The 21421-nt window shown below is 42.1% G+C and carries 22 protein-coding genes; 13 read left to right on the top strand and 9 right to left on the bottom strand.

All coding sequences use genetic code 11. The annotated features are described in order from the left end of the window. Positions 1–14: 14 nt before the first annotated feature. Positions 15–2057, bottom strand: coding sequence for a glycoside hydrolase family 97 protein (locus tag AN389_RS09630; protein ID WP_055019703.1), 2043 nt, complete (start codon positions 2055–2057; stop codon positions 15–17). Positions 2058–2216: 159 nt separating this feature from the next. On the opposite strand from AN389_RS09630, the gene AN389_RS09625 reads away from it, so the two are divergent. Both AN389_RS09625 and AN389_RS09620 read left to right on the top strand, forming a co-directional pair. Then, positions 2217–2840: a methylamine utilization protein gene (locus AN389_RS09625; protein ID WP_055015440.1), complete on the top strand. Its 624-nt coding sequence runs from the start codon at positions 2217–2219 to the stop codon at positions 2838–2840. Next, positions 2830–4056, top strand: a complete 1227-nt coding sequence (locus tag AN389_RS09620; protein WP_055019702.1) for a hypothetical protein — start codon at positions 2830–2832, stop codon at positions 4054–4056. The genes AN389_RS09625 and AN389_RS09620 overlap by 11 nt, the downstream gene beginning before the upstream one ends. 59 nt (positions 4057–4115) lie before the next feature. On the opposite strand, the gene speE is transcribed toward AN389_RS09620, so the two are convergent. Then, positions 4116–4979, bottom strand: a complete 864-nt coding sequence (speE, locus tag AN389_RS09615) for a polyamine aminopropyltransferase (RefSeq protein WP_055019701.1) — start codon at positions 4977–4979, stop codon at positions 4116–4118. A 197-nt stretch (positions 4980–5176) separates the two neighbouring features. Here speE and speA point away from each other — a divergent pair, with 197 nt between their 5' ends. The 4 genes from speA (at position 5177) to AN389_RS09595 (ending at position 10188) form a co-directional block, all read left to right on the top strand. Further along, entirely contained in the window at positions 5177–7057 is a 1881-nt protein-coding gene (speA, locus tag AN389_RS09610) for a biosynthetic arginine decarboxylase (protein ID WP_055019700.1), read from the top strand. A 64-nt stretch (positions 7058–7121) separates the two neighbouring features. Further along, positions 7122–8000 carry an acyltransferase gene (locus AN389_RS09605; protein ID WP_055015436.1) on the top strand — a complete coding sequence of 293 codons (879 nt, stop codon included), beginning with the start codon at positions 7122–7124 and terminating at the stop codon, positions 7998–8000. 26 nt (positions 8001–8026) lie between these two features. Next, positions 8027–8947 carry an acetyltransferase gene (locus AN389_RS09600; protein WP_055015435.1) on the top strand — a complete coding sequence of 307 codons (921 nt, stop codon included), beginning with the start codon at positions 8027–8029 and terminating at the stop codon, positions 8945–8947. Continuing rightward, on the top strand, positions 8944–10188 hold the full coding sequence (locus AN389_RS09595; protein ID WP_055015434.1) for a mechanosensitive ion channel family protein: 1245 nt from the start codon (positions 8944–8946) through the stop codon (positions 10186–10188). The genes AN389_RS09600 and AN389_RS09595 overlap by 4 nt, the downstream gene beginning before the upstream one ends. Here the strand turns inward: AN389_RS09595 and chrA are convergent. Next, the gene (chrA, locus tag AN389_RS09590; protein ID WP_055019725.1) at positions 10160–11311 is read right to left on the bottom strand and encodes a chromate efflux transporter; all 1152 of its coding nucleotides are present in this window, start codon (positions 11309–11311) and stop codon (positions 10160–10162) included. The two genes, AN389_RS09595 and chrA, sit on opposite strands and share 29 nt — an antisense overlap. A 214-nt stretch (positions 11312–11525) precedes the next feature. Here chrA and AN389_RS09585 point away from each other — a divergent pair, with 214 nt between their 5' ends. Then, a complete protein-coding gene (locus AN389_RS09585; protein WP_004587548.1) occupies positions 11526–12158 on the top strand; it encodes an OmpA family protein in 633 nt (210 codons plus the stop codon). Here the strand turns inward: AN389_RS09585 and AN389_RS09580 are convergent. Next, positions 12155–13933 carry an ABC transporter transmembrane domain-containing protein gene (locus AN389_RS09580; protein ID WP_055015433.1) on the bottom strand — a complete coding sequence of 593 codons (1779 nt, stop codon included), beginning with the start codon at positions 13931–13933 and terminating at the stop codon, positions 12155–12157. The genes AN389_RS09585 and AN389_RS09580 overlap by 4 nt on opposite strands. Positions 13934–14024: 91 nt before the next feature. Between AN389_RS09580 and AN389_RS09575 the strand changes: the two genes are divergently transcribed. The 3 genes from AN389_RS09575 to AN389_RS09565 all read left to right on the top strand — a co-directional run bounded on the left by AN389_RS09575 (position 14025) and on the right by AN389_RS09565 (position 15343). After that, positions 14025–14423 carry a DUF3224 domain-containing protein gene (locus AN389_RS09575; RefSeq protein ID WP_055019699.1) on the top strand — a complete coding sequence of 133 codons (399 nt, stop codon included), beginning with the start codon at positions 14025–14027 and terminating at the stop codon, positions 14421–14423. A 119-nt stretch (positions 14424–14542) separates the two neighbouring features. Next, positions 14543–14725, top strand: coding sequence for a hypothetical protein (locus AN389_RS09570; protein WP_055017961.1), 183 nt, complete (start codon positions 14543–14545; stop codon positions 14723–14725). After that, entirely contained in the window at positions 14726–15343 is a 618-nt protein-coding gene (locus AN389_RS09565) for a LysE family translocator (protein WP_055015430.1), read from the top strand. A 23-nt stretch (positions 15344–15366) separates the two neighbouring features. Here AN389_RS09565 and AN389_RS09560 read toward each other — a convergent pair whose 3' ends face one another. Beyond that, entirely contained in the window at positions 15367–16116 is a 750-nt protein-coding gene (locus AN389_RS09560) for a MipA/OmpV family protein (RefSeq protein WP_055015429.1), read from the bottom strand. 231 nt (positions 16117–16347) lie between these two features. On the opposite strand from AN389_RS09560, the gene AN389_RS09555 reads away from it, so the two are divergent. Further along, on the top strand, positions 16348–16887 hold the full coding sequence (locus AN389_RS09555; RefSeq protein ID WP_055019698.1) for a PH domain-containing protein: 540 nt from the start codon (positions 16348–16350) through the stop codon (positions 16885–16887). Here AN389_RS09555 and AN389_RS09550 read toward each other — a convergent pair. The 3 genes from AN389_RS09550 to AN389_RS09540 form a co-directional block, all read right to left on the bottom strand. Continuing rightward, a complete protein-coding gene (locus AN389_RS09550; protein WP_055019697.1) occupies positions 16884–18662 on the bottom strand; it encodes an alkaline phosphatase in 1779 nt (592 codons plus the stop codon). The genes AN389_RS09555 and AN389_RS09550 overlap by 4 nt on opposite strands. A 66-nt stretch (positions 18663–18728) precedes the next feature. Next, on the bottom strand, positions 18729–19073 hold the full coding sequence (locus AN389_RS09545) for a rhodanese-like domain-containing protein (RefSeq protein WP_055017957.1): 345 nt from the start codon (positions 19071–19073) through the stop codon (positions 18729–18731). Next, positions 19073–19261 (bottom strand): DUF2892 domain-containing protein, encoded by a 189-nt coding sequence (locus tag AN389_RS09540; RefSeq protein WP_055019696.1) that lies wholly within the window; start codon positions 19259–19261, stop codon positions 19073–19075. Before AN389_RS09540 ends, AN389_RS09545 begins: the two co-directional genes overlap by 1 nt. Before the next feature lie 98 nt (positions 19262–19359). Between AN389_RS09540 and AN389_RS09535 the strand changes: the two genes are divergently transcribed. After that, the gene (locus AN389_RS09535; RefSeq protein ID WP_055017955.1) at positions 19360–19668 is read left to right on the top strand and encodes a helix-turn-helix transcriptional regulator; all 309 of its coding nucleotides are present in this window, start codon (positions 19360–19362) and stop codon (positions 19666–19668) included. Between the two features lie 6 nt (positions 19669–19674). Here AN389_RS09535 and AN389_RS09530 read toward each other — a convergent pair whose 3' ends face one another. Continuing rightward, entirely contained in the window at positions 19675–20352 is a 678-nt protein-coding gene (locus AN389_RS09530; RefSeq protein WP_055019724.1) for a nitroreductase family protein, read from the bottom strand. A gap of 179 nt (positions 20353–20531) precedes the next feature. Between AN389_RS09530 and AN389_RS09525 the strand changes: the two genes are divergently transcribed. After that, positions 20532–21413 carry an ABC transporter ATP-binding protein gene (locus tag AN389_RS09525; protein WP_055017995.1) on the top strand — a complete coding sequence of 294 codons (882 nt, stop codon included), beginning with the start codon at positions 20532–20534 and terminating at the stop codon, positions 21411–21413. Positions 21414–21421 lie beyond the last annotated feature (8 nt).

The raw sequence follows: 21421 nt of genomic DNA, 5'->3' as shown, positions 1-21421 counted from the left end.
AATAGCGTTAAAACTTAAAGTGCTTTAAAGCGGATTGCTGTACCACCACTTGTTGCTAGTTTTAACGTTAGCTTGTCGTTTGCGCTAACTATGCGCTTTTCGATATCTAAATCGTACGGATTGTTTTTCCATTCAGCGTTTTTACCGTCTTGGTATATCTGCGCTTCAAACTTTTTACCCTTTTCTAAAAAGTCGAGTTTTACCTCAATAGTACGGGCTTTTTCATCGGTTACGGCGCCTAAATACCAGTCGTTTCCTGAGTATTTATCGCGTTTGCGCTCTTTACGGGCAAATACAATAAAATCGCCCACTTCGCCATCAAGCGCAATGCTTTGCTGCCAATCGGTGGGTACGTCTTGAATAAATTGAAATGCATCAGGCTTAGCTAAATAGTTTTTAGGTAAGTCGGCGGCCATTTGAATCGGACTATATAGCACTACATACAGTGCAAGCTGCTTGGCAAGCGTTGTTTGCGGGCGGTTTGTATTATCGCCTAAGCCATTAAAACTCATATCAAAAATACCTGGGGTAAAGTCCATAGGCCCTGCCAGCATACGGGTAAACGCCAGCATAGGAATATGCTCTGGTGGGTTAGGTGGCGTGCCCCATGCATTAAACTCTTGGCCGCGTGCCCCTTCGCGGGCAATCCAATTTGGGTAGGTACGACGCAGGCCGGTGTCTTTTATTGGCTCGTGGGTGTTAATACTAATTTTATGTTTAGCAGCCAGCTTTACGTTGTACAGGTACTCGTTAACCATAAATTGGCCATCGTGCCACTCATGACGGGCAATGCCGTTTTCGTCTATGCGCTTTATATTACCGCCGTCGGCCACATAACCCGTTTTAACTTGGCTTACATTTGATTTTTCGTAAAGGGCAAAGGCCTCGTCCATTTGGTCGCGATAGTTACTTACATTACCCGATGTTTCGTGGTGGCCAATTAACTGCACGCCTTTTTGTTTGCCATATTGAGTAAGGGCCGCTATATCAAAGTCGTCGTAGGGTTGTGTAAAACTAAATACATCGCCATTAAAAAACCAGTCACCGTCCCAACCTATGTTCCAGCCTTCTACTAGTACGCCATCAAAGCCATATTCTGCGGCAAAGTCCATGTAGTATTTGGTGGTTTGTGTGGTGGCACCGTGCTTTTCGCCGCTGCCCCAGGTTTGCGTGTTTATATGCATGCCCCACCAAATACCCACGTATTTACCAGGTTTTACCCACGATACATCACCGAGTTTATTAGGCTCGTTTAAATTTAATATTATGTCTGAATTGACTAAGCCAACCGCGCTGTCGGCAATTTGAATGGTGCGCCAAGGGGTATTAAACGCCCCTTGCTTTTTAACAGCAATGCCGTCTGACCACGGTGTTAAATCGGCATTAAAAGTGCCTGGGCGGCGCTGATTAAGCACCATACCTGCGTAATCAACTAAGGCTGCTTCATGAATGCTTATATGGGTACCGTCATTGGTTTTTAAGGTGAACGGCGTATGCGCAAGGGGGACGTCATTTAATGCGGTCGTGTTGTAAACGTATTCGTATCGGTTCCAACCGCGGGCGGGTATCCACCAGGCGGTGGCATTGTTGTTATTGTTAATGACAAACTCGGTGAGCTCTTTGGTAATGTGTGTTTGCTCAAAGCCTGCTTGTTTTGGCACTTCGTATCTAAACCCAACGCCACTATCAAAAGCTCTAAAGCGCACTGTGTAGGCTGCCCCATTAGGCTCGTTTTTTGTAAACGTAACCGCAACTTCGTTGTGTTTATCAGTAACCGTTTGTCGCTCGCCCCAAGGTTGTTGCCACTGGGTATTTACGCTTTGCTGCTTAACATGGGTAATTTTAAAACCATCGCTAAATGCCGCTTGGGTTTTAAATTCAAAACCCAGGCGCGATGCGTTTATAGCGGGTTTGTTTTTAAAGCTAATAGCGTAGCTGGGTGTGCTATTTTCATCTGAAATAGTCACTTTTATTTGTGAACTAGGTGATTCAACTACAGCGGTTTGTGCAAAGCTATTGCCAGCAAACGCCAGTAGTAAAAGTGCGGATGTTCTCATTGTGTGTCCTTTGATGAGTCGGTGGTGACCTTTAAGGATAATGGCACTGAGTTGTTAATACGACTGTCTACATACGTATTCAATGTTTTAAAAAATAGAAAGAATTTAACGGTTTAATCGGTCTATAATGTAAACAAATTGATAATAGCGATTAGCCCCATGATAAAACCCTTACTCAGTATATTACTGCTAAGTATGAGTACTTGCGTAGCAGCAACAACAATAACTATAAAAAATGCCAATAATCAGCCTTTAGCAAATGCGGTAGTGTGGCTAAGCGGAGCGCCCATTGAAGCTAGTAACCAAGCAAGTAAAACCTATGCAATGAGCCAAAAAAACCGCGAGTTTACGCCGCATACGTTAGTGGTTCCGCAAAATGCAAAGGTAGAGTTTCCTAATGCCGACTCTATTATGCACCATGTTTATTCGTTTTCTAAAGCTAAAACCTTTGAGTTGAAACTTTACAAAGAGCAACCTAAAGCGCCCATAACGTTTGATCAAACAGGGGTGGTTGAACTTGGCTGTAATATTCATGACTGGATGCTAGGCTATATTGTGGTGGTTGATAGCACCGTTTTTGCAATTACCGACGACAACGGTGTGGTTAATTTAACTGCCCCTAATGGGCAATACAGCATGAGCGTATGGCATTCTGGCTTTAGCGATATAAGCAACGTAGAAACCCACAGCGTTAATGTGAGCGAGTCACCTATACACTACACCGTAAAGCAGGCCATAGCCGAGCAAATAGACTTTGCTACGGATGAATTCGATGACTATTAAGCGCAAAAATACAGTAATACTTAGTTTACTTTTTATGAGCCTACCGGCTTTTTCGCAAGTTAATGGGCTTATTCAGGTACGTGCGGTTGCAAGCGATGATACTCAAAGCTTTCAAGATGGCGGTATTGGTTTATATCGCCATGGGGATAGCAGTGATAGCATTTTGTTATCGCAAGGAATTATAGACTTTAAGGCCGATTTAAGTAGTGCTTGGCGCGCACATGCCGTTGTTAATGCCAATCAAGAGCCGAAAACTACTTTAGGTTTAAGCCAAGCGTATTTACAGTATCAGCCGTTAGTAAACAGCCGTTATAAATGGCATGTAAAGCTCGGTGGGTTTTATCCTAGTATGTCGCTAGAAAACCCCGATATAGGCTGGACTTCACCTTACAATTATACTAATTCAGCCATTAATAGTTGGATAGGCGAAGAGCTTCGCACCGTCGGTGGAGAGCTTAGTATTAAACGCCCCGGAAAACGTTTTAATTCTAAGCACAGCTTTAGTGTGAGCGCAGCTATTTACAAAGGAAACGACCCAACAGGGACGTTACTTTCGTGGCGCGGATTTGCATTGCACGATAGGCAAACAACCTTTAACGAAAGTGTACAATTTGCACCTATTGCGGCATTAAATAGTGACGAATTACGCTGGCAAGCTAACCAAGTACTGCCTTTTGAAGAAGTTGATGGTCGTTTTGGCTATTACGCCGGTGTGCATTGGGATTATTTAAAGCGCTCGCAGTTTAGGTTTTATTATTACGATAATAACGCCGAACCGAGCGTTTTTAATCGCACAACAGGGCAATACGCTTGGCATACTCGTTTTAGCAGCTTAGCGTGGTTATATAAATTGACAGGAAAAACCCGTTTTATTGCCCAGCTACTCGATGGTAAAACTGAAATGGGCGCTAATAAGCTTATTTATAACCGTTTTTTTAGCCATTATTTAATGCTTAGTCATAAGGCGGGTAAGCATAGGTTATCGCTTAGGTATGACTATTTTAAAGTAGATGACGATGACACCACCGCGTTTGACCCTAACGCCAGCCACGGCGAAGGCTTAACAGCTACGTGGCGTTACCAATTAACCGATACGGTACAAATAGGTGTTGAGGGTTCAGCGCTGCATAGCTTTGTACAAAATAGGCCGGGTAGTGGGTTTGCTCAGCGAATATCACAGCAGCAACTTATGGCTAACGCACAATGGCGCTTTTAACTAAGGCGCTTTTAAAAAATAGATTTTAAAAAAGGGAGCTTTATAGGCTCCCTTAGTGTCTATTTTTTATCAAATGCGCGTTTCATAAAGTTTGGTGTAGCAAGTGCGCCGTGATGAATACCGCTGTTGTAGTATTCGCTTTGCTGTGCAACTTGCTCTGCATCGGCTTCTCTAAAGCCATTAAATGCTTGTGATTTACGAGCAAGCGTTACCGACCATAAACCGCTTGGGTAAATTGGCTGTGGAAATGGCAGTGTTTGTAAGTCGTTAAAGCCTACATTTAACATAGCCTCACGCATTTCTACTAATAGTGGCATATGCATTAATGGCGATTCGCTTTGCTGCACTAAAATACCGCCCGGGCGAAGTGCATTTAAGCAGCTCGTGTAAAACGCGTGGTTAAATAACCCCTCGCCTGGGCCTACTGGGTCTGTGCCATCAACAATAACAACATCAATAGACTCGCTCGCAGCTTCGCGCATGTATTTAATGCCATCATCAAACATAACGGTTGCGCGTGTATCGTTGTTAGACTCACAAAGCTCTGGGAAGTATTTTAACGACATTTGCGTTACTACTTCGTCTATATCTATTTGCGTTACGGTTTCTACACCTGGGTGTTTTAATACTTCACGTAATGTACCGCAGTCACCGCCGCCAATAATAACCACGTTTTTAGGATTTGGGTGCGCTAAAAGTGCAGGGTGGCTGATCATCTCATGATAAAAAAAGTTTTCACGAGTGCTAACCATGGTGCAACCATCGATGATCATTAAATTACCAAAGTCTGTGGTTTCGAACATTTCTACCTTTTGAAAAGGAGACTGTTTTTCATCCAACTTTTTGTTAATACGCAATGAAAATGCGCTACCATCACGGTCGCTAATTTCTGTAAACCACTTACTTTGATCTAAATTTGCCATAGTTGCTTTTACACTTTTTAAGTTGAGTATGAAAAGGGGGCAATTTTGCCAGCGCTTTGCGTTTTGCTCAATGAAATTTTAACTGCTTAGCCAATAAAGTTAGCCAGTATCGAGTTAAAGTTCAATTTTTGTTAGCGTAGGGGATAGTGACGTATTAAAATGCGCCTTTATAGCTAATTGATTAAAGAAGAGTTGCCATGAGTTGGGGTTTAGAAACAGCACGCGCTACATATAATGTTGCTCATTGGAGCGATGGCTATTTTGATATTAACGCACAAGGCGAGCTGGTTGCTTACCCAGATGGCGACCAATCTAAAAATGCGATTTCTTTAACGCAGCTCACAGAACAATTTAAGCAGCAAGGTTTAACCTTACCGGTATTAGTTCGCTTTACCGATATTTTAAAAAACCGCGTAGATACGCTCACTAATGCATTTACGCTTGCTCAAAGCAACCGCGAGTACAAAGGCAAGTATACGTGTGTATACCCAATAAAGGTTAATCAGCAGCGCTCTGTGGTAAGCAAGCTATTGGCGCACCCAAGTGGTTTAGTTGGCCTTGAGGCTGGCTCAAAACCCGAGCTAATGGCGATTTTAGGCATAGCTGATAAACCCATTACTATTGTGTGCAATGGCTATAAGGACAGTGAATTTTTACGTTTAGCTTGTATTGGTCAAGCTATGGGGCACAGTGTTAAAATAGTAGTCGAAAAATTATCAGAACTCACTACTTTACTTGAGGAAATAGATAACCTTGGCATAGAGCCAGCCATTGGTATACGCATTCGCTTAAACTCGGTGGGTAAAGGAAAATGGCAAAATACCGGGGGCGAAAAAGGTAAATTTGGTTTAACCGCAGGGCAAGTGCTTAGTGCTGTTGAGGTGCTTAAAAAGCATAATAAATTGCATTTAATGCAAATGGTGCATTTTCATATTGGCTCCCAAATTGCCAATATACGCGACATACACCGCGCCCTGCGCGAATGTGCACGCCACTTTGCTGAACTTACTCAGCTAGGTGTACCGCTCAATACCGTTGATGTAGGCGGTGGCTTAGGCGTAGATTACGAAGGCTCAGGCTCACGTAGTGCGTGCTCGATGAACTATACCGTTGAAGAATACGCACGTAATGTGGTTAACGCTTTTGCTGAGGTGTGCGATCAGCATAGTTTAACGCACCCTGCCATTATTACCGAATCAGGGCGTGCTTTAACAGCGCACCACGCGGTGTTAATTACCGATGTGATAGACGTAGAAAAAGCGCCCAATCATGCAAACCCTGAGCCGCCACTTCAAAATAGCGCGTTAGTACTTGATGAAATGTGGCAGTGTTTACAGCGTTTAAACCCGCGTATGGCGCTAGAGATTTACCACGATGCAATGCACTTATTTAGCGAAGCCCATGACCAATATGTGCATGGATTAGTAAGCATGCTAGAGTGGGCGAAAATAGAGCAGTTATATTTTACTATTTTGCACCGAGTGCGAGCATCACTTAGCGATAACGCGCGTGCGCACCGCGAGGTACTTGACGATTTACACGAAAAGTTAGCCGACAAACTATTTGTTAACTTTTCACTGTTTCAGTCGTTACCTGATGTATGGGGCATTGAGCAGTTGTTCCCGGTTATGCCAATCGAAAACCTAGATAAGCCACTTACGCAGCGTGCGATTATTCAAGATATTACCTGTGACTCTGACGGACAAATCCGTGAGTACGTAGAAGGTGCAGGCATAGAAACCAGTTTACCTATACCTGAATACCAACACGGAGAGCAATACCATATAGCTATGTTCATGGTAGGGGCCTACCAAGAAATTTTAGGTGACCTACATAACCTATTTGGCGACACCGACTCAGTGCATGTAGAGCTTAACGACGACGGTTATGTATTAACCAATGCCATTAAAGGTGATAGCGTTAAGGATGTATTAAAGTTTGTTGACTATGATAGCGCCATTTTGGCACAAAACTTTGAACTATTGGTCAACAAGCTAGCAGTGTCTGAGCAGTGTAAAGCAGGCTATTTAGCTGAACTAAATGCCGGCCTTGAAGGTTATACTTACTTTGAAGATTAACTTTACATACTCAGTGTTAAAAGCGCGGTTGTTTGCTGCGCATTGTTTAAAGGAATAGAAATAAATGTCAGTAATTCGTAGTGTATTTAGTATTTTACTTTACACAATAAACACACTTATTTGGTTTTTACCTATTTTTATTTGTGGGCTATTAAAATTAATCCCTATCAAACCTATGCAAAAGTTTTTAAGCTGGGTTGCTAAGCAGTGTGCCACTATTTGGGTGTCGGTTAATAGCATTAACCAACGCTTATTCACGCCAACTAAAATTAATGTGACTGGACTTGAAGAAACCAAATTAAAAGACTGGTACTTAGTAATTGCTAATCATCAAAGCTGGGTAGATATATTAGTGCTGCAGCGTGTATTTAATCGAAAAATACCTTTTTTAAACTTTTTTTTAAAAAAAGAGCTTATTTACGTGCCAATTTTAGGTGTGTGCTGGTGGGCGCTCGACTTTCCATTTATGACCCGTACCAGTAAAGCACAGCTAAAAAAGAACCCAAAGCTACGTGGTAAGGACATAGAAACCACCCGTAAAGCCTGCGAAAAATTTAAAGAAATGCCAGTAAGCATTGTTAACTTTGTAGAAGGTACACGTTTTACTACGCAAAAACACGCACGTCAAAACAGCCCTTTTCCACATTTATTAAAACCAAAAGCAGGTGGGATTGCATTTGTAATGCAAGCCATGGGTGAGCAAATCTCTAAAGTGGTGAATGTAACAATCCATTACCCCGATGGCATACCTACGTTTATGGACTTTGCCGGTGGCAAAGTGAAGCAAATTAATGTGCATGTAGACATTCGCCCTGTAAGCGAGGAGTTGATTGGTGATTACACTGGCGACTCTGAGTTTAGAGTGGGCTTTCAAAGCGAACTAAACCGTTTATGGGAAGAAAAAGAGCAAACAATTCAGCAGCTCGAACAAAACCATAAATAATAAGGCAACAAAATGGGCTTACAATTATGCTAAAAAAGTGGTTACCAAATTGGCTCAATGGCTTAATTGTAGGCTGCGTGTTTTTTTCAAATTTAATTATTTTTGGCTCCTTAGTTTTACTACTAGGTCTAATAAAGCTTTTACTGCCTTTATCTATAATTAACGCTATGCTGCACAGCCTGTACCGAGGCTGGTGTAATGGCAATAGGCTTGGTTTATGGCTTGGCTGCGCTAATATAAACATCAATATTAACGGCGATGTAAACTCGCAAAGTTGGTACTTACTAATTTGTAATCATATGAGCTGGTTAGATATTGTAGTGCTTAGTTCAATTAATGTATTACCAGCTCCAAAGTTTTTTTTAAAAGATGAATTAAAGTACGTACCATTCATTGGCTCTGGCGCATGGGCTATGGGTATGCCTTTTATGAAGCGCGTTACTAAAGCCCAGCTGGCTAAAAACCCCAAATTAAAAGGGTTAGACGTTGAGCGCACCAAACACAGTTGCCGTAACTTTAGAGATAACCCCACCACCATTATCAATTTTGTAGAGGGCACCCGCTACACACCTGCTAAACATGCACAACAGCAAAGCCCGTTTAAGTACTTATTAAAGCCCAAAGCAGGTGGTATTGCTTTCGCTCTTGAGGTACTAGGCGAGCAATTTGATGCCATGTTAAATACCAGTGTGGTGTACAGCGGCAGCACAAGCCATGTTTGTCGCAATATTTTAAAGGGCGAGCTTGATTCGATTTATGTTTCTATTGATGTGTTGGCTATTAACCAGCAGATGTTAGGTAGTTACCAACACGACAAAGCATTTAGAAGCAGTTTTCAAAAGTACGTTAATGAGCTATGGGTTGCTAAAGACGCGCAACTTACCAGTATTTATGCTCAACACGATTTACCTGAGCCACACATTAGTAAGGAAGTAGAAACACTATGACCAATACCCACCTGCAGGAGTTAATTGCTCCTTGGTTTGAAAAAGTACCCGACGCAGATTTTTTAAGTGCAATTACTGCAGCCTCTATTGGTGTGCTTTCTTTGCTGGTGGTGTATTTATTTACTCGCCGATTAATGCTGCCGGGCATTCAAAAAGTGGTGACTAAGTTATCTCCTGAACGTATAGGCTTACTTTCGCCGCTGCTCACCAAATTGAATAAGCGCATAGCAGGTATGTTATGTAGCGTGCTTTTTTTAGCAACCTTCGACAGTGTTTACCCTGTTAATGAACTCAGTGCAGAAATACTAAAAACCATTGGCCAAGGTATATTAATTATTTATGTAGGCTTTATTTTTAGCAGCATTGTAAGTATTGCTGGGGCCATTTATAACCAGCTAGATTTTGCTCGTGAAGTGCCAATACAGGGGCTATTGCAGGTTGTTAAGCTTATTACTTTTATTGTGTGTGCAATATTAATTGTAAGCATAGTGCTTGAAAAATCACCTACTTATATTCTCTCTGGTTTTGGTGCCATAGCCGCCGTTACTTTATTAGTATTTAAAGACACTATTTTAGGTTTTGTAGCCAGTATCCAAATTGCGGCAAACCGATTAGTTACTTACGGTGATTGGATTCAAGTAGAAAACTACGGTGCCGACGGTGAAGTAATAGATTTAGGCCTAAACACCGTAAAAGTGCGTAACTGGGATAACACCATTACCACTATTCCTACTTATATGTTGGTAGCGGGCTCGTTCAAAAACTGGCGCGGAATGCAAGAGTCTGGTGGCCGACGCATTAAGCGCTCGCTTAATATAGACATGCATAGCATTTGTTTAGTGAGTGATGAATTTAGAAAACAAATAGATGCAGCAATACCACTGCACGAATATATACGTGTTGCCTCGTTGCCTGATCCGGTCTCTAACTTAGGCTTGTTTCGCCGCTACGCCGAGGGCTATTTAAAGCAGCATAATAAAATAAATACCTCACTTACGCTTATGGTGCGTGAGCTACAACCAATGAACCATGGCTTGCCGATTGAGTTTTACTGCTTTAGTGAAGATAAACGCTGGATATCTTACGAGCATTTACAAGCCGAAATTATGGATCACTTATTGGCAGTGTTGCCTGTATTTGGCCTAAGAGCGTATCAAAGTGTTAGCGGGCAACTAAGCCCACCTAATGCACAGCAAACCGACAAGCCAACTTTTAAAGTAATGGCAAATAGTACTGAGTAAGGCCCACACTAATAAATAAAGCTAATAGCCACCAAATCGGTGGCTTTTTCATTCTTAGCCATGCAAAAGCGGCAATAACCAGTGCAACCTGCCATAGATTGTGGACGGCCGATGTCCAAATAGGTGAGTACAACGCCGCCGCTAAAAAGCCCACTACGGCTGCGTTAAGCGCCGCAATAGAGCTTGCAAAGCGAGGTTTGTTAGCCAAATTTAACCAGCTTTTTTGAAACGCCAGCATTAATAAAAAGCCCGGTGTAAAAATAAGTAGGGTTGCAACTATGGCCCCTATTAACGGCTGCTCTGTAGTGAGTTGCGCGCCTAGGTAAGTGGCTATTGTAAACATGGGGCCTGGAATTGCTTGAGCACTGGCATATGCACTTAAAAATCGATCGTCGCTTAGTGTGGGTAAGCCCGCTTGTAGTATTGGCAATACAACGTGTCCGCCACCAAACACCATTGCACCTGCCTGATAAAAAGCAGCAAACACATTGGTATTTTGACCTAAAGGTATAAAGCTAACAGCTAGTAAGAGTACAAATATGCTTAAAGCAATCCAATTTACCTTACTTTTATTACTACTAGGGGTACTTGATTGAGCAAGTTTGAGCATAGGCCAAATAGCGCCAACGGTGGCTGCAATAACTAAAATAGCTATTTGTGTGCTCAGCATAGGTATAAGTATTAGCACCAATGTGCTTAGTAATGCTAATAGCTTTAAAACATAATTAGTACAAAAGCTTTTAGCCATGCCCAACGTGGCATCGGCCACAATAACCACTGCAAATAACTTTAATCCCGCAATAACCGCAAAATAAACAGCGTCAAATTGATGTGCACTTACAGCTAGTAATAACATGATTAAAAAAGAAGGGAGGGTGAATGCAATAAATGCGGTAATACCCCCTAATAGGCCTGCTCGTTCTACGCCTATAGCAAACCCAACTTGGCTAGAGCCTGGCCCTGGCAATGCTTGGCTTAAACTAATTAATTGGGCATAGCGAGTATCGGTTAACCAATTTAATGTATCTACAAAGTGGCGTTTAAAATAGCCTAAATGTGCGGCAGGGCCACCAAAACTCATGCAGCCAAGTAAAAAAAACTGTCTAAAAATAGCGACTAACATTGAGCTCATATCCTCCTTAAGGTTCATTAAATTGTCACAAAGGAGTATGACACTTTTATTAATTGCATACATTAATTCGTAATCTACAAATAATACCAATCCACTTAATTAAGTGGATTGGTATAAAGCGAACTGCTTTTAACATGCTCTTCATAGTTTGTTCATACATGTATTTGCATACTCGCTTTATAATTCTTAATGAATAGGACATCACATGACTTTAACTAAATCACTTTTAAGCGTAACCGTAGTAGCTGTATTGCTAAGTGGTTGCGAAATGAACAACACAGGCAAGGGGGCCGCAATTGGTGCCGCCGCAGGTGGCGTATTAGGTAAAGCAACGGGTAATCATAAAGACAAGCGTATCTTTATTGGTGCAGCTATTGGCGCACTAGCCGGTGCTGCTGTAGGTGATTACATGGATAAGCAAGAAGAAGCGTTTCGTGATGAACTAGCAGGCTCTGGTGTGGAAGTTGTACGTGAAGGCGATAACTTACGTTTAGTTATGCCATCTAACATTACCTTTGCGACAGACCAATCTTATATTTCATCAGGTTTTAACGATACTCTAAACGCTATTGCTAAAGTAATGAACAAGTACGAAAAAACCTACTTAAGCGTAGAAGGTCACACAGATAGCACAGGTAAAGATAGCTACAACATGAACCTATCGCGTGAGCGTGCGCAAAGCGTTAAAAATTACTTAGTGAACCAGCAAATTATGGCTGCACGTATTAGCACTACAGGCTACGGCGAAACCCGCCCAATAGCCACTAACGATAGCGCCAACGGCCGAGCTCAAAACCGCCGTGTAGAAATTCAAATAGTGCCAAACACAGAAGGTTAGTGTTTGTTGAACTGCAATTCACAAAGACGCTGATACAAAGGGGAGCTCGCTAGCAATTGCTGGTGGCTCCCCGTTGCTTTTATTTCCCCATTTTCCATAACTACAATCACATCGGCATGTTTAACCGTTGCCAGCCTATGGGCAATAATTAACGTTGTGCGATTTTGCATTAAGTGCTCAAGCGCGGCTTGTACGTGGTGCTCACTTTGCGCATCGAGTGCACTGGTTGCTTCATCTAAAAGCAGTATTTCTGGGTCTTTTAAAATAGCGCGTGCCAATACAATACGCTGCTTTTGTCCACCCGATAGCCTTACGCCTTGCTCACCTAAAAAGCTGTTATAACCTTGTGGTAATTGTTTAATAAATTCATCAGCGTGGGCATGTTTTGCGGCGGCATAAACTTGCTCGTCAGTGGCGTTTGGGTTGCCGTAACGAATGTTATGCATTACATCTGAGCTAAATAAAATAGGGTTTTGCGCCACCGTGCCCATTTTGTTCCTCAGGGTGGTAAGCGATATGTCTTTAATATTTACGTCATGAAATTTAATCGCGCCATGAGCTGGGTCGTAAAAGCGCTGAAGTAGCTCAAATAAAGTTGTTTTACCAGCGCCAGAGGGGCCAACAATAGCCACTGTTTGACCTTGCGAAATGCTTAAGCTTATTTTGTTAAGTGCACTGACATCAGGGCGAGACGGATAATTAAAGCTAATATTTTCAAGCGAGATTGCAGGCAAACCTGCATTATTTTGTAGTTGAGCGTCTTGCGGGTTTTCTGGATTTTTAATTTCACTATTAACGGCCAGTAATTCAAGTAGGCGCGCTGCCGCCCCAGCAGCTCGTTGAAGCTCGCCGTAAACCTCTGCAACGGTTGCCACCGACATAGCCACCATTATAGCATAAAACACAAACGCACCCAGTTCACCCCCGGTCATAGTGCCCGCCAGTACGTCACTACCGCCCACCCAGAGCATTACGCTAATCGCACTAAAGGTTAAAAATATGACCGCAGCAATTAAAAAAGAACGCTGTTTAATACGACTTTTGGCAACGCTAAAGGCTTTTTCTGTTTCAAGTGCAAAGGCTTGTTGCTCACGCTGTTCGTGGCTATAGCTTTGTACTACCTTAATATTTTGAATGATCTCGCCGGCATAGGTGCTTATGTCGGCTATTGCATCTTGGCTAGAACTTGCAAGTTTGCGAACCTTTTTGCCAAATACCATCATCGGCACTAATACCAGCGGCACACAAGCAACAACTACGAGCGTCAGCTTTAAGTTAGTCACTAACAGCATTACTAAGCCGCCCACCAACATTAATGCGCTACGCAGTGCCATAGAAAACGATGAGCCAATAATCGATTGCAGCAAGGTGGTGTCGGTTGTTAAACGCGACATCAGCTCGCCACTGCGGTTTTCTTCAAAGTAGCTTGGGTGCAAGGTAACAATGCGATTAAACACCGCTTTGCGAATATCGTTACTAACACGTTCGCCAATCCACGACATTAAATAAAAGCGGCTAAAGGTGCCCAGGGCTAATAAACTAATTAAACCAATAAGCACTAATACAGCGTGTTGTAACTGGGCTTGGGAGCCTGCAATAAAACCATGATCTATGACAAATTTAACGCCTTGCCCTAATGATAAGTTAACGCCAGCAGTGACTAAAAGGGCGCCAAGTGCCGCCACTACAATCCATTTATACGGTTTAATAAACGCAAAAATAGGTAATAAACTACTAAAAGCGGCTTTTTCGGGCTTAGGGCTTGTTTTTGACATAGTGGATTCTTTTTAAAGGTTAAGGTATAGATATGGCACTAAGATAATAAAAATCAATACTTTTAAACATTAGCATCAATAAGGAAACGTTATGACTACTGCAACCGTAAGTGGAGAATTTAATGTAAACCTAGCCCCTATAGAAGGCTACGCAAGCGGCCAAAACGGCGTTAATTTAGGGCGTATGTCGATAGATAAAACATTTAAAGGTAGCTTAAATGCCACCAGCCAAGGCGAAATGCTAAGCGCCATGACTCCTACGCAGGGCAGTGCTGGTTATGTTGCCATAGAGCAAGTAATAGGCGAGCTTGAAGGTAAAAAAGGCAGCTTTGTACTACAGCATTTTGGTACAATGGATAAAGGTCAAGACAGCCTAATTTTAAATGTCATTCCCGACTCAGGCACTCATGAGCTAGAAGGGTTAAAGGGCAGTATGAAAATACGTATTGAGCAAGGGATTCACCACTACGATTTTGAATACACCTTATAATACCAATCCGCAATATTACTTAATCATTTTGCGGGCTTAAACGTGTCGCTACCTGCGTTAAAAAATTCTCATTTAGAACAACTAAATAGCGAATTGGTATAAGATACACAAGGATTAAAATGCAAAAAGTAATCGAATTTAGAAAGACCCGTTTTTTGGGTGGCGTAGATATAGCCGCACTGAATGACCGCATACAGGAATTAAACCAAGATGGCTGGAAAGTAGTAAACGCAGTGCCATTGACAGGCTTTTATGGGAAAGTGCATGGTTATACATTACTTATTGAAAATGAAGAGTTTTAAATGACATTTACAGTATGGTTAAGCCTAGCGGCTATTTGTATGATGGGCGCAATGTCGCCAGGGCCAAGTTTAGCGGTGGTTTTAAAGCACTCACTTAACGGCAGTATGAAAAACGGAATGCTTGCCGCGCTCAGCCATGGTACAGGTGTTGGGTTATACGCAGGTGCATCGTTATTAGGGCTAGGCGCTTTAATGATGCAGTTTCCGACTGTTTATCAAATACTGGTGTATTTAGGCGCAGCCTATTTGGCATATTTAGGTATAAAAATATTGCTAGCAAAACCCAGCAATAACGAACTTGAAGTACAAAAAAGTGAAGTAAGTGCTGGCCAAGCTTTACAAGATGGCTTTGCTATTGCGTTTTTAAACCCCAAGCTCGCTATTTTCTTTTTAGCCTTGTTCTCGCAATTTATAGACCCTCAGCTACTTACTTTAAACGTGGGTATAATTATGTGTTTAACCGTGTTTGTAATTGATACCGGCTGGTATTTGCTGGTCGCGTTACTGACAGAGGTTTCAAAAAATCGCTTTGGTTTTACCAAGCAAAGTCCGTGGCTTGATAAAATACTGGGAGTCGTATTTATTGCCCTTGCGATACGAGTAATTATTAGCGTGTGATAATTTGTCACACGCTAATAATATTAAAAACGATAGTTAACCGACATCATAACAGTCGTAGTGCTATCGGTATCAATAATGGGTGAGTCTTCAATATCAGAATCGAGCTGCTTATAGTTAACCATGGCATTTACGTTCCAGTTTTTATTAATGTAATACATTAAAAATAAACCCGCATTGTAGTTAACCGTAGAGCTAAGTTCGTAAGGCGCATAGGTAGTAGATTCGCCCTGTGCTACACCATAATAGTAGTTAGATACATCACTGCTATTTAGCTCAACACCCACAGAAGGAACGAGCATTAGTTGTTTAGATAATTTAATAGGGTAACTGTAATTGGTTTTAAATTTAGCGCCATCGCCGTGGCCAATTACATCATGAGTCGCACTGGCGCTTATTTTACCAAAATCTGCAGAGTAGCTAATCTTAGTGCCTGCGTAAAGAGATAGCTTTCTATCGTCTAAGGCTTTTATGGCTGCAAGGTCTGAATCTGATGTATCAAAGTTATCACCTGGCTCTAAAACTAATGACCAGTTAAAACCTTGCTGCTCCACTAATTTATAATCAAGTGACAAACCTTTAAAACTAAGCCTTTCACCTTCGTAGGTAATAATAGGTAAAAATAGCGTTTCACTGTCTGTGCCGGCATAAGGTGAGCTGGTAGAAATAACGCCGCCCCCTAAAGAAAACTGCGACTCAGCTTGTACAGCAATACTGCAAAGTGTAAGAGTGCCAACCAATATCCGTATTGAGTTTTTAATATAAGTGTTCATTAAAAGCCTTAGGTGTTAAATAAGTAAAGAGGTAAATTGCTGAGACAATTAAAGTGCATCTCAAAACTAATAGGCTTTAGTGTAGCTATATTTACTGTTGGTGTTTGTAAGAGAGTGTGTAAAAGTTTATTTGAATGTTAGTGGCTAAATTGCATTGAAGCCGTTGGTCACGTAAGTTAAATAAAGGCATACGTTTGATTAGATTAATAAAATGGGAATGAGGATAAAAAAATGAGCAACCCTATTTTAAAAAGTGCCAGCTTTGATCCCAAAGTGAAACAATACTGGATGACCATGGCATGCTTTTTTAGTGCCGTTGCATTAGTGACCATTCCACTTATACCTGTGGTGTTAATTATTGTTTGGCTGGTGGCAGGTAAAATATTGGCCGCTATGTCGGCGCAATTACTCACGCAAAAGTTGGTGGTTAAACGCGGTATTTTATTTAAAGAAGAAAAATCGATACCGCTTGAAAAAATAACCGATGTTGGGCTGAGCCAAGGGCCGCTTATGCGTTTTTTTGGCTTATATCGGTTAAGCTTTGAAACTGCAGGACAGTCGGGTCATGGTGCATTGGTATCATTACTGGGTGTTGAAAATGCCAGTGAGTTTAGAGAAGCCATACTTGAGCAAAAAGATAACCTAGTGGCGCAAGCACCTAAAGTACAAGAGCTTGCTGAAGATCACCTCAACCAAGCATTACTTGCTCGCTTAGTTGAGGTAGTAGAGCGCATAGATACGCGTTTGGCTAGCTTAGAGGCGAAGCGTTAAGCGCTTTGTAATTGAGCCTCGCCCGCCAGCATGCTTAGCTCTTTACTACGGCTTTCTACAACCTGATATTCGCGCGCTTTAATTGTGCTTATATAGTTCCATTTAGCACTGGCTTTTGTAGGTGTGAATGTAACGGTTAAATAGCCGCGCTCCACTAAATTATTATAAGCAAGGTCATCAATTAATAAGGCAATTACTTGCTCTATTTGCGCTACGGTTTGCGCATCTTGTGTGTTTAGCGCTAAATACTTTTCAAGCCCAGGAGATGAAACCGATGCCGTTGCAAATTCTACCCCGGCATTTTGCGAGGCTGCAATAGGGTTATTGGCATCAGTTTTAAGCTCTCCTGCCCAGCCGTTATGAGTATCTCCGGCTAAAACTACTAGGTTTTTTTGTGCTGCAATAGCGGTGCCTAATAACACCTCTCGCTCGTAGGCGTAACCATCCCACGCATCAAGGTTATACGGTATGGTGGTTTGAACACGGGCTAGTTCTGCCTCTGTTACACTTGGGTCACCCGCTATTACTCGGCCTTTAATTTGCGCCAGTTCAGCAAATAATACATTGGCTTGTGCGAGTAAAGCACTGGGGTCGCCACCATTTGCTTGTGTACTTTGTAAGCTGGCTAGTAGCAGCATTACCTCTACAGGTAAGTGCATTTTGGTCATCAACACTTGCTGCCCTAATACTTGCCACTGAGTGCTTGATGTAGTGATGGCATCGCTGAGCCAAGTAAGTTGCTCATTGCCTAATAATGCACGGTCGCTCGCGCTTATTGCTGCAGCAAATGCGCTTTGCCCGGCAGGCGAGGTTAGGTCAAAGTCACTATAGTTAAGCTGCTCATCACGCGCTAATACACGGGTATCTAGCATGTATAAAGAAACTAAGTTACCAAACTCAAAGCGGCGGTAAATCCGTTCTTTATCGGCTACATTACGAATTGGCATCCACTCAAAGTAAGCCTGTAGCGCATTAAGCTTACGTTGGCTAAACTCACCTTCACCTTCGTTATGGTTCTCTGCGCCTTCGCGCCATGTATCGTTGGTTATTTCGTGGTCGTCCCATACTGTTATAAATGCACACTGGCTGTGGGCTGCTTGTAAGTCGGCATCGAGACGATAATTTGCATAGCGCTTTCTGTAATCGGTAAGCGCTATAATTTCACTGCTGTTATCAAGGGGGAGGAGTCGGTCTAATTGTGCTGCGTCTTCGGTTGCATAGCCAGTATTGCTATATTCGTATATGTAATCACCTAAGTGCAGTACTGCATCCAAATCGCTTTGCTTAGCAATTTCGCCATACACATGAAAATACCCTGCAGGGTAATTTGCGCACGATACAACGGCTAGCTTCACTTGATCAATTTCACCATCAGGAAGTGTTTTACCTTGCCCGACAGGGGAAGTTTTACCGTGTGCATTAAAACGATAGTAATAAACGGTATTGGCATCGAGCCCTTGTAAATCAACTTTAAGGGTAAAGTCGGTGGTGTCATTTATGTTTGCTTCACCATCGTGCACAATATTAGTAAAGCCTTTATCCGTGGCAGCTTGCCACTGTACTTTTAATGATTTAGTTGTTACATCGAGTGGGGTTACACGGGTCCAAATAATTAAGCTATCGCTAAGCGGGTCGCCGCTGGCGACACCGTGATCAAAGCTAACAGGTGTGTCGTCATTATCATCAAGCCTGCAACCTGTTAAACCAAGTGATAATACGGCAGTGCCAAATCCTGCTGCCGATGCTTTTAAAAAACTTCTCCGTGTAAATGCCATTGCTTTGTACCTGTTAAGTGTAAAAAGCAAAGTGTAGGCAATTTAGGTTACTTTTTTATGAAGCCGTTAAAAAACTTCACTTACTTGCGTTGCGTTACAGGTTATAACCGTTACGTTTTTGTATCCAACGCGGGTTAGCGCTTCTGCGCCTAATGTGGCGCGGGCACCGCTGGCACAATGTAAGTAAATAGGGCGCCCTGCGTCTTTTTCTATTTCCATCAGTTTCATCTCGAGTAATCCACGTGGAATATTTATAGCGCCAGTAGCTGCTTTTGTAGCATGCTCTGCAGGTTCTCGCACATCAATAAGCAGCCCTTTATTTTGTTCAAGCTCTTGCTTTGCTTGCGCTGCATCAATACGGCGTTGGTTAGGTGTGATAATTTTTAGTAAATCAGGAATTGATGTAAGCATTAGTCTGTAAATCCTCTTTTTCGCAAAAAAGACATTAACGGGCACCACTTAGTGAAGGCTGATTGCACGAGGTTAATGCCAATGAATAACGTTAAAAATTGAAAGTTACTATCAACAAAGTAGCTTAAAAGCACAGAGATTGTAACGGCACTACCGCCAATTAAGAGTATGGCGTCACTTATTTTCATGGATGACCTTAATATTAGTATTTTCTAATGTTAATTATATTAGAATTTACTAATATAAAAGTCTATAATTAAAACACGCAAAATAACTAAGCATCACAATGAATATTGAACAACTTGCAGTAAACGCTCAGCAGGCAGAGCAATTTTTAAAATTGATGGCAAATAAAAACCGTTTAATGATTTTATGCAGTTTATTACAAGGTGAACAAAGTGTAGGAGAGTTAAATCAAAATGTTCCGTTGGCGCAGTCTGCTTTATCTCAGCATTTAGCGAGTTTACGTAAAGCCCAGCTAGTGGCAACCCGCCGCGATGGGCATACTATTTATTATTCGTTAATCGACCCAAAAGTTGAGTCGATTATTACGTTACTATACGAATGGTTTTGTAAGCAAAGTACGGCTGAGTAGTTTGCTTTAAATAAAAGTGGCAATCTCATCAAGCGACTTTTTATCAAGTGCATGGGTAGGTACAGTTGCATCGTCACTTGGGTAGCCTGCAATAAGTAACATGTAAGGGCGTTCGTTGTCTTTGTCGCGCTTACATATATCGGTTAAAAAGCTCATTGGTTTTGGAGTATGAGTCAGTGTTGCTAAACCACTACGGTGCAGAGCTTGTATCAAAAAACCAGTCGCCAGCCCTACTGATTCATGCACATAATAATTGGTGTTTTTATCATCCGTATTCACACCGCCTTTTTTTTGACTAAACACAGCAATAAGCCAAGGCGCGTGTTCTAAATAAGGTTTATTGGCGTCGGTACCTAATGGTTTTAGCGCATCAAGCCACTCTTCTCCCGCTCTGCCTTCGTAAAAAGAACGCTCTAGTTTTTCGGCGGCCTCTCTTATTTGTTTTTTTACATCGCTACTATTTATAGCCACAAAATGCCAGGGTTGGTGGTTTGCTCCGCTAGGCGCGGTGCCTGCTGCTTTTATACATGCTTCAATTATATTTTTAGGGACTGGTCGGTCGCTAAAGCTGCGAATACTATGGCGGCGCTGACTAGTTTGTAAAAATTCGTTTGCCCGCTTTAGCATTTCATCGTGAGGGTATTCTATAAAATCGTTTAGTGGTTGGCTTTGATGTTTTTGCATGGCTTTACGCTTCTTATAAAGTGTGTGTTTGGTTTTTATACCGACTGAATAAATGCGAGGCAAGCAATATCCTTTGTTTATTTATTGTTACAAAATTAACCGTGGTGTAACTTATGTTCCTTTTTTTAATGTGGTATAAAAGCGCAATAAAAAAACTATTAAAATTCAAGGAAGTAAAAATGCTATCAATAACAGGGTTATCTAAAACCTACGATAATGGCGTACATGCACTACAAGGTGTTGATTTATCTATAGGAAAAGGGATGTTTGGACTGCTTGGGCCAAATGGCGCGGGTAAATCTTCCCTAATGCGTACTATTTCAACGTTGCAATCTGCCGATGCGGGCTCAATTACTTTTGATGGTATTGATGTTTTTAAAGACCCACAGGCTCTACGTCAACGTTTGGGTTATCTACCGCAAGATTTTGGTGTTTACCCTCGCGTTAGTGCTTACGACTTGCTAGATCATATGGCTGTTTTAAAGGGCATTCATAATAAAGGCGAGCGTAAAGAGTCGGTGGAAGGCTTGCTTGCACATACTAATTTGTATCAACATCGCTCAAAAGCGGTAAGTGGCTTTTCAGGCGGTATGCGCCAGCGTTTTGGTATTGCACAAGCCTTGCTAGGCGATCCCGACTTACTAATTGTTGATGAACCCACCGCAGGGCTAGACCCTGAGGAGCGAAATCGTTTTCATAACTTGTTAGTAAGCTTGGGCGAGCAAAAAGTCGTTATATTATCGACCCACATTGTTGAAGATGTAGCAGAGCTTTGCCCAAACATGGCCGTACTGGCAGGCGGAAAAATACTATTAGAGGGCAACCCAATTGCCCTTACCGATAAACTCCAAGGCCAAATATGGCGCAAAGCCATGAGCCAAGAAGAAGCACTAGAGCTTGAACCGCAACTGCCTGTTATTTCAAAACGCTTATTTGCTGGGCAAACTATATTACACGTATTAGCCGAACAGGCCCCTGAAGGTTTTGAGCTCAGCAGTGCAAACCTAGAAGACGTGTACTTTTCTACGTTGCTTAATCATCGTAATAGCCAAGTAGCATAAGGGGGCGC

This window comes from Pseudoalteromonas sp. P1-7a, from assembly GCF_001401855.1.
Taxonomy (GTDB): domain Bacteria; phylum Pseudomonadota; class Gammaproteobacteria; order Enterobacterales; family Alteromonadaceae; genus Pseudoalteromonas.
Note: the sequence above shows the minus strand (reverse complement) of the source record. Positions and strands in the feature narration are given on the sequence as shown.

What these genes read in the sequence shown, in the direction of transcription:
- AN389_RS09630 (WP_055019703.1), bottom strand. Translation starts at nt 2,057, where the DNA reads ATGAGAACATCCGCACTTTTACTACTGGCGTTTGCTGGCAATAGCTTT.
- AN389_RS09625 (WP_055015440.1), top strand. Translation starts at nt 2,217, where the DNA reads ATGATAAAACCCTTACTCAGTATATTACTGCTAAGTATGAGTACTTGC.
- AN389_RS09620 (WP_055019702.1), top strand. Translation starts at nt 2,830, where the DNA reads ATGACTATTAAGCGCAAAAATACAGTAATACTTAGTTTACTTTTTATG.
- speE (WP_055019701.1), bottom strand. Translation starts at nt 4,979, where the DNA reads ATGGCAAATTTAGATCAAAGTAAGTGGTTTACAGAAATTAGCGACCGT.
- speA (WP_055019700.1), top strand. Translation starts at nt 5,177, where the DNA reads ATGAGTTGGGGTTTAGAAACAGCACGCGCTACATATAATGTTGCTCAT.
- AN389_RS09605 (WP_055015436.1), top strand. Translation starts at nt 7,122, where the DNA reads ATGTCAGTAATTCGTAGTGTATTTAGTATTTTACTTTACACAATAAAC.
- AN389_RS09600 (WP_055015435.1), top strand. Translation starts at nt 8,027, where the DNA reads ATGCTAAAAAAGTGGTTACCAAATTGGCTCAATGGCTTAATTGTAGGC.
- AN389_RS09595 (WP_055015434.1), top strand. Translation starts at nt 8,944, where the DNA reads ATGACCAATACCCACCTGCAGGAGTTAATTGCTCCTTGGTTTGAAAAA.
- chrA (WP_055019725.1), bottom strand. Translation starts at nt 11,311, where the DNA reads ATGTTAGTCGCTATTTTTAGACAGTTTTTTTTACTTGGCTGCATGAGT.
- AN389_RS09585 (WP_004587548.1), top strand. Translation starts at nt 11,526, where the DNA reads ATGACTTTAACTAAATCACTTTTAAGCGTAACCGTAGTAGCTGTATTG.
- AN389_RS09580 (WP_055015433.1), bottom strand. Translation starts at nt 13,933, where the DNA reads ATGTCAAAAACAAGCCCTAAGCCCGAAAAAGCCGCTTTTAGTAGTTTA.
- AN389_RS09575 (WP_055019699.1), top strand. Translation starts at nt 14,025, where the DNA reads ATGACTACTGCAACCGTAAGTGGAGAATTTAATGTAAACCTAGCCCCT.
- AN389_RS09570 (WP_055017961.1), top strand. Translation starts at nt 14,543, where the DNA reads ATGCAAAAAGTAATCGAATTTAGAAAGACCCGTTTTTTGGGTGGCGTA.
- AN389_RS09565 (WP_055015430.1), top strand. Translation starts at nt 14,726, where the DNA reads ATGACATTTACAGTATGGTTAAGCCTAGCGGCTATTTGTATGATGGGC.
- AN389_RS09560 (WP_055015429.1), bottom strand. Translation starts at nt 16,116, where the DNA reads ATGAACACTTATATTAAAAACTCAATACGGATATTGGTTGGCACTCTT.
- AN389_RS09555 (WP_055019698.1), top strand. Translation starts at nt 16,348, where the DNA reads ATGAGCAACCCTATTTTAAAAAGTGCCAGCTTTGATCCCAAAGTGAAA.
- AN389_RS09550 (WP_055019697.1), bottom strand. Translation starts at nt 18,662, where the DNA reads ATGGCATTTACACGGAGAAGTTTTTTAAAAGCATCGGCAGCAGGATTT.
- AN389_RS09545 (WP_055017957.1), bottom strand. Translation starts at nt 19,073, where the DNA reads ATGCTTACATCAATTCCTGATTTACTAAAAATTATCACACCTAACCAA.
- AN389_RS09540 (WP_055019696.1), bottom strand. Translation starts at nt 19,261, where the DNA reads ATGAAAATAAGTGACGCCATACTCTTAATTGGCGGTAGTGCCGTTACA.
- AN389_RS09535 (WP_055017955.1), top strand. Translation starts at nt 19,360, where the DNA reads ATGAATATTGAACAACTTGCAGTAAACGCTCAGCAGGCAGAGCAATTT.
- AN389_RS09530 (WP_055019724.1), bottom strand. Translation starts at nt 20,352, where the DNA reads ATGCAAAAACATCAAAGCCAACCACTAAACGATTTTATAGAATACCCT.
- AN389_RS09525 (WP_055017995.1), top strand. Translation starts at nt 20,532, where the DNA reads ATGCTATCAATAACAGGGTTATCTAAAACCTACGATAATGGCGTACAT.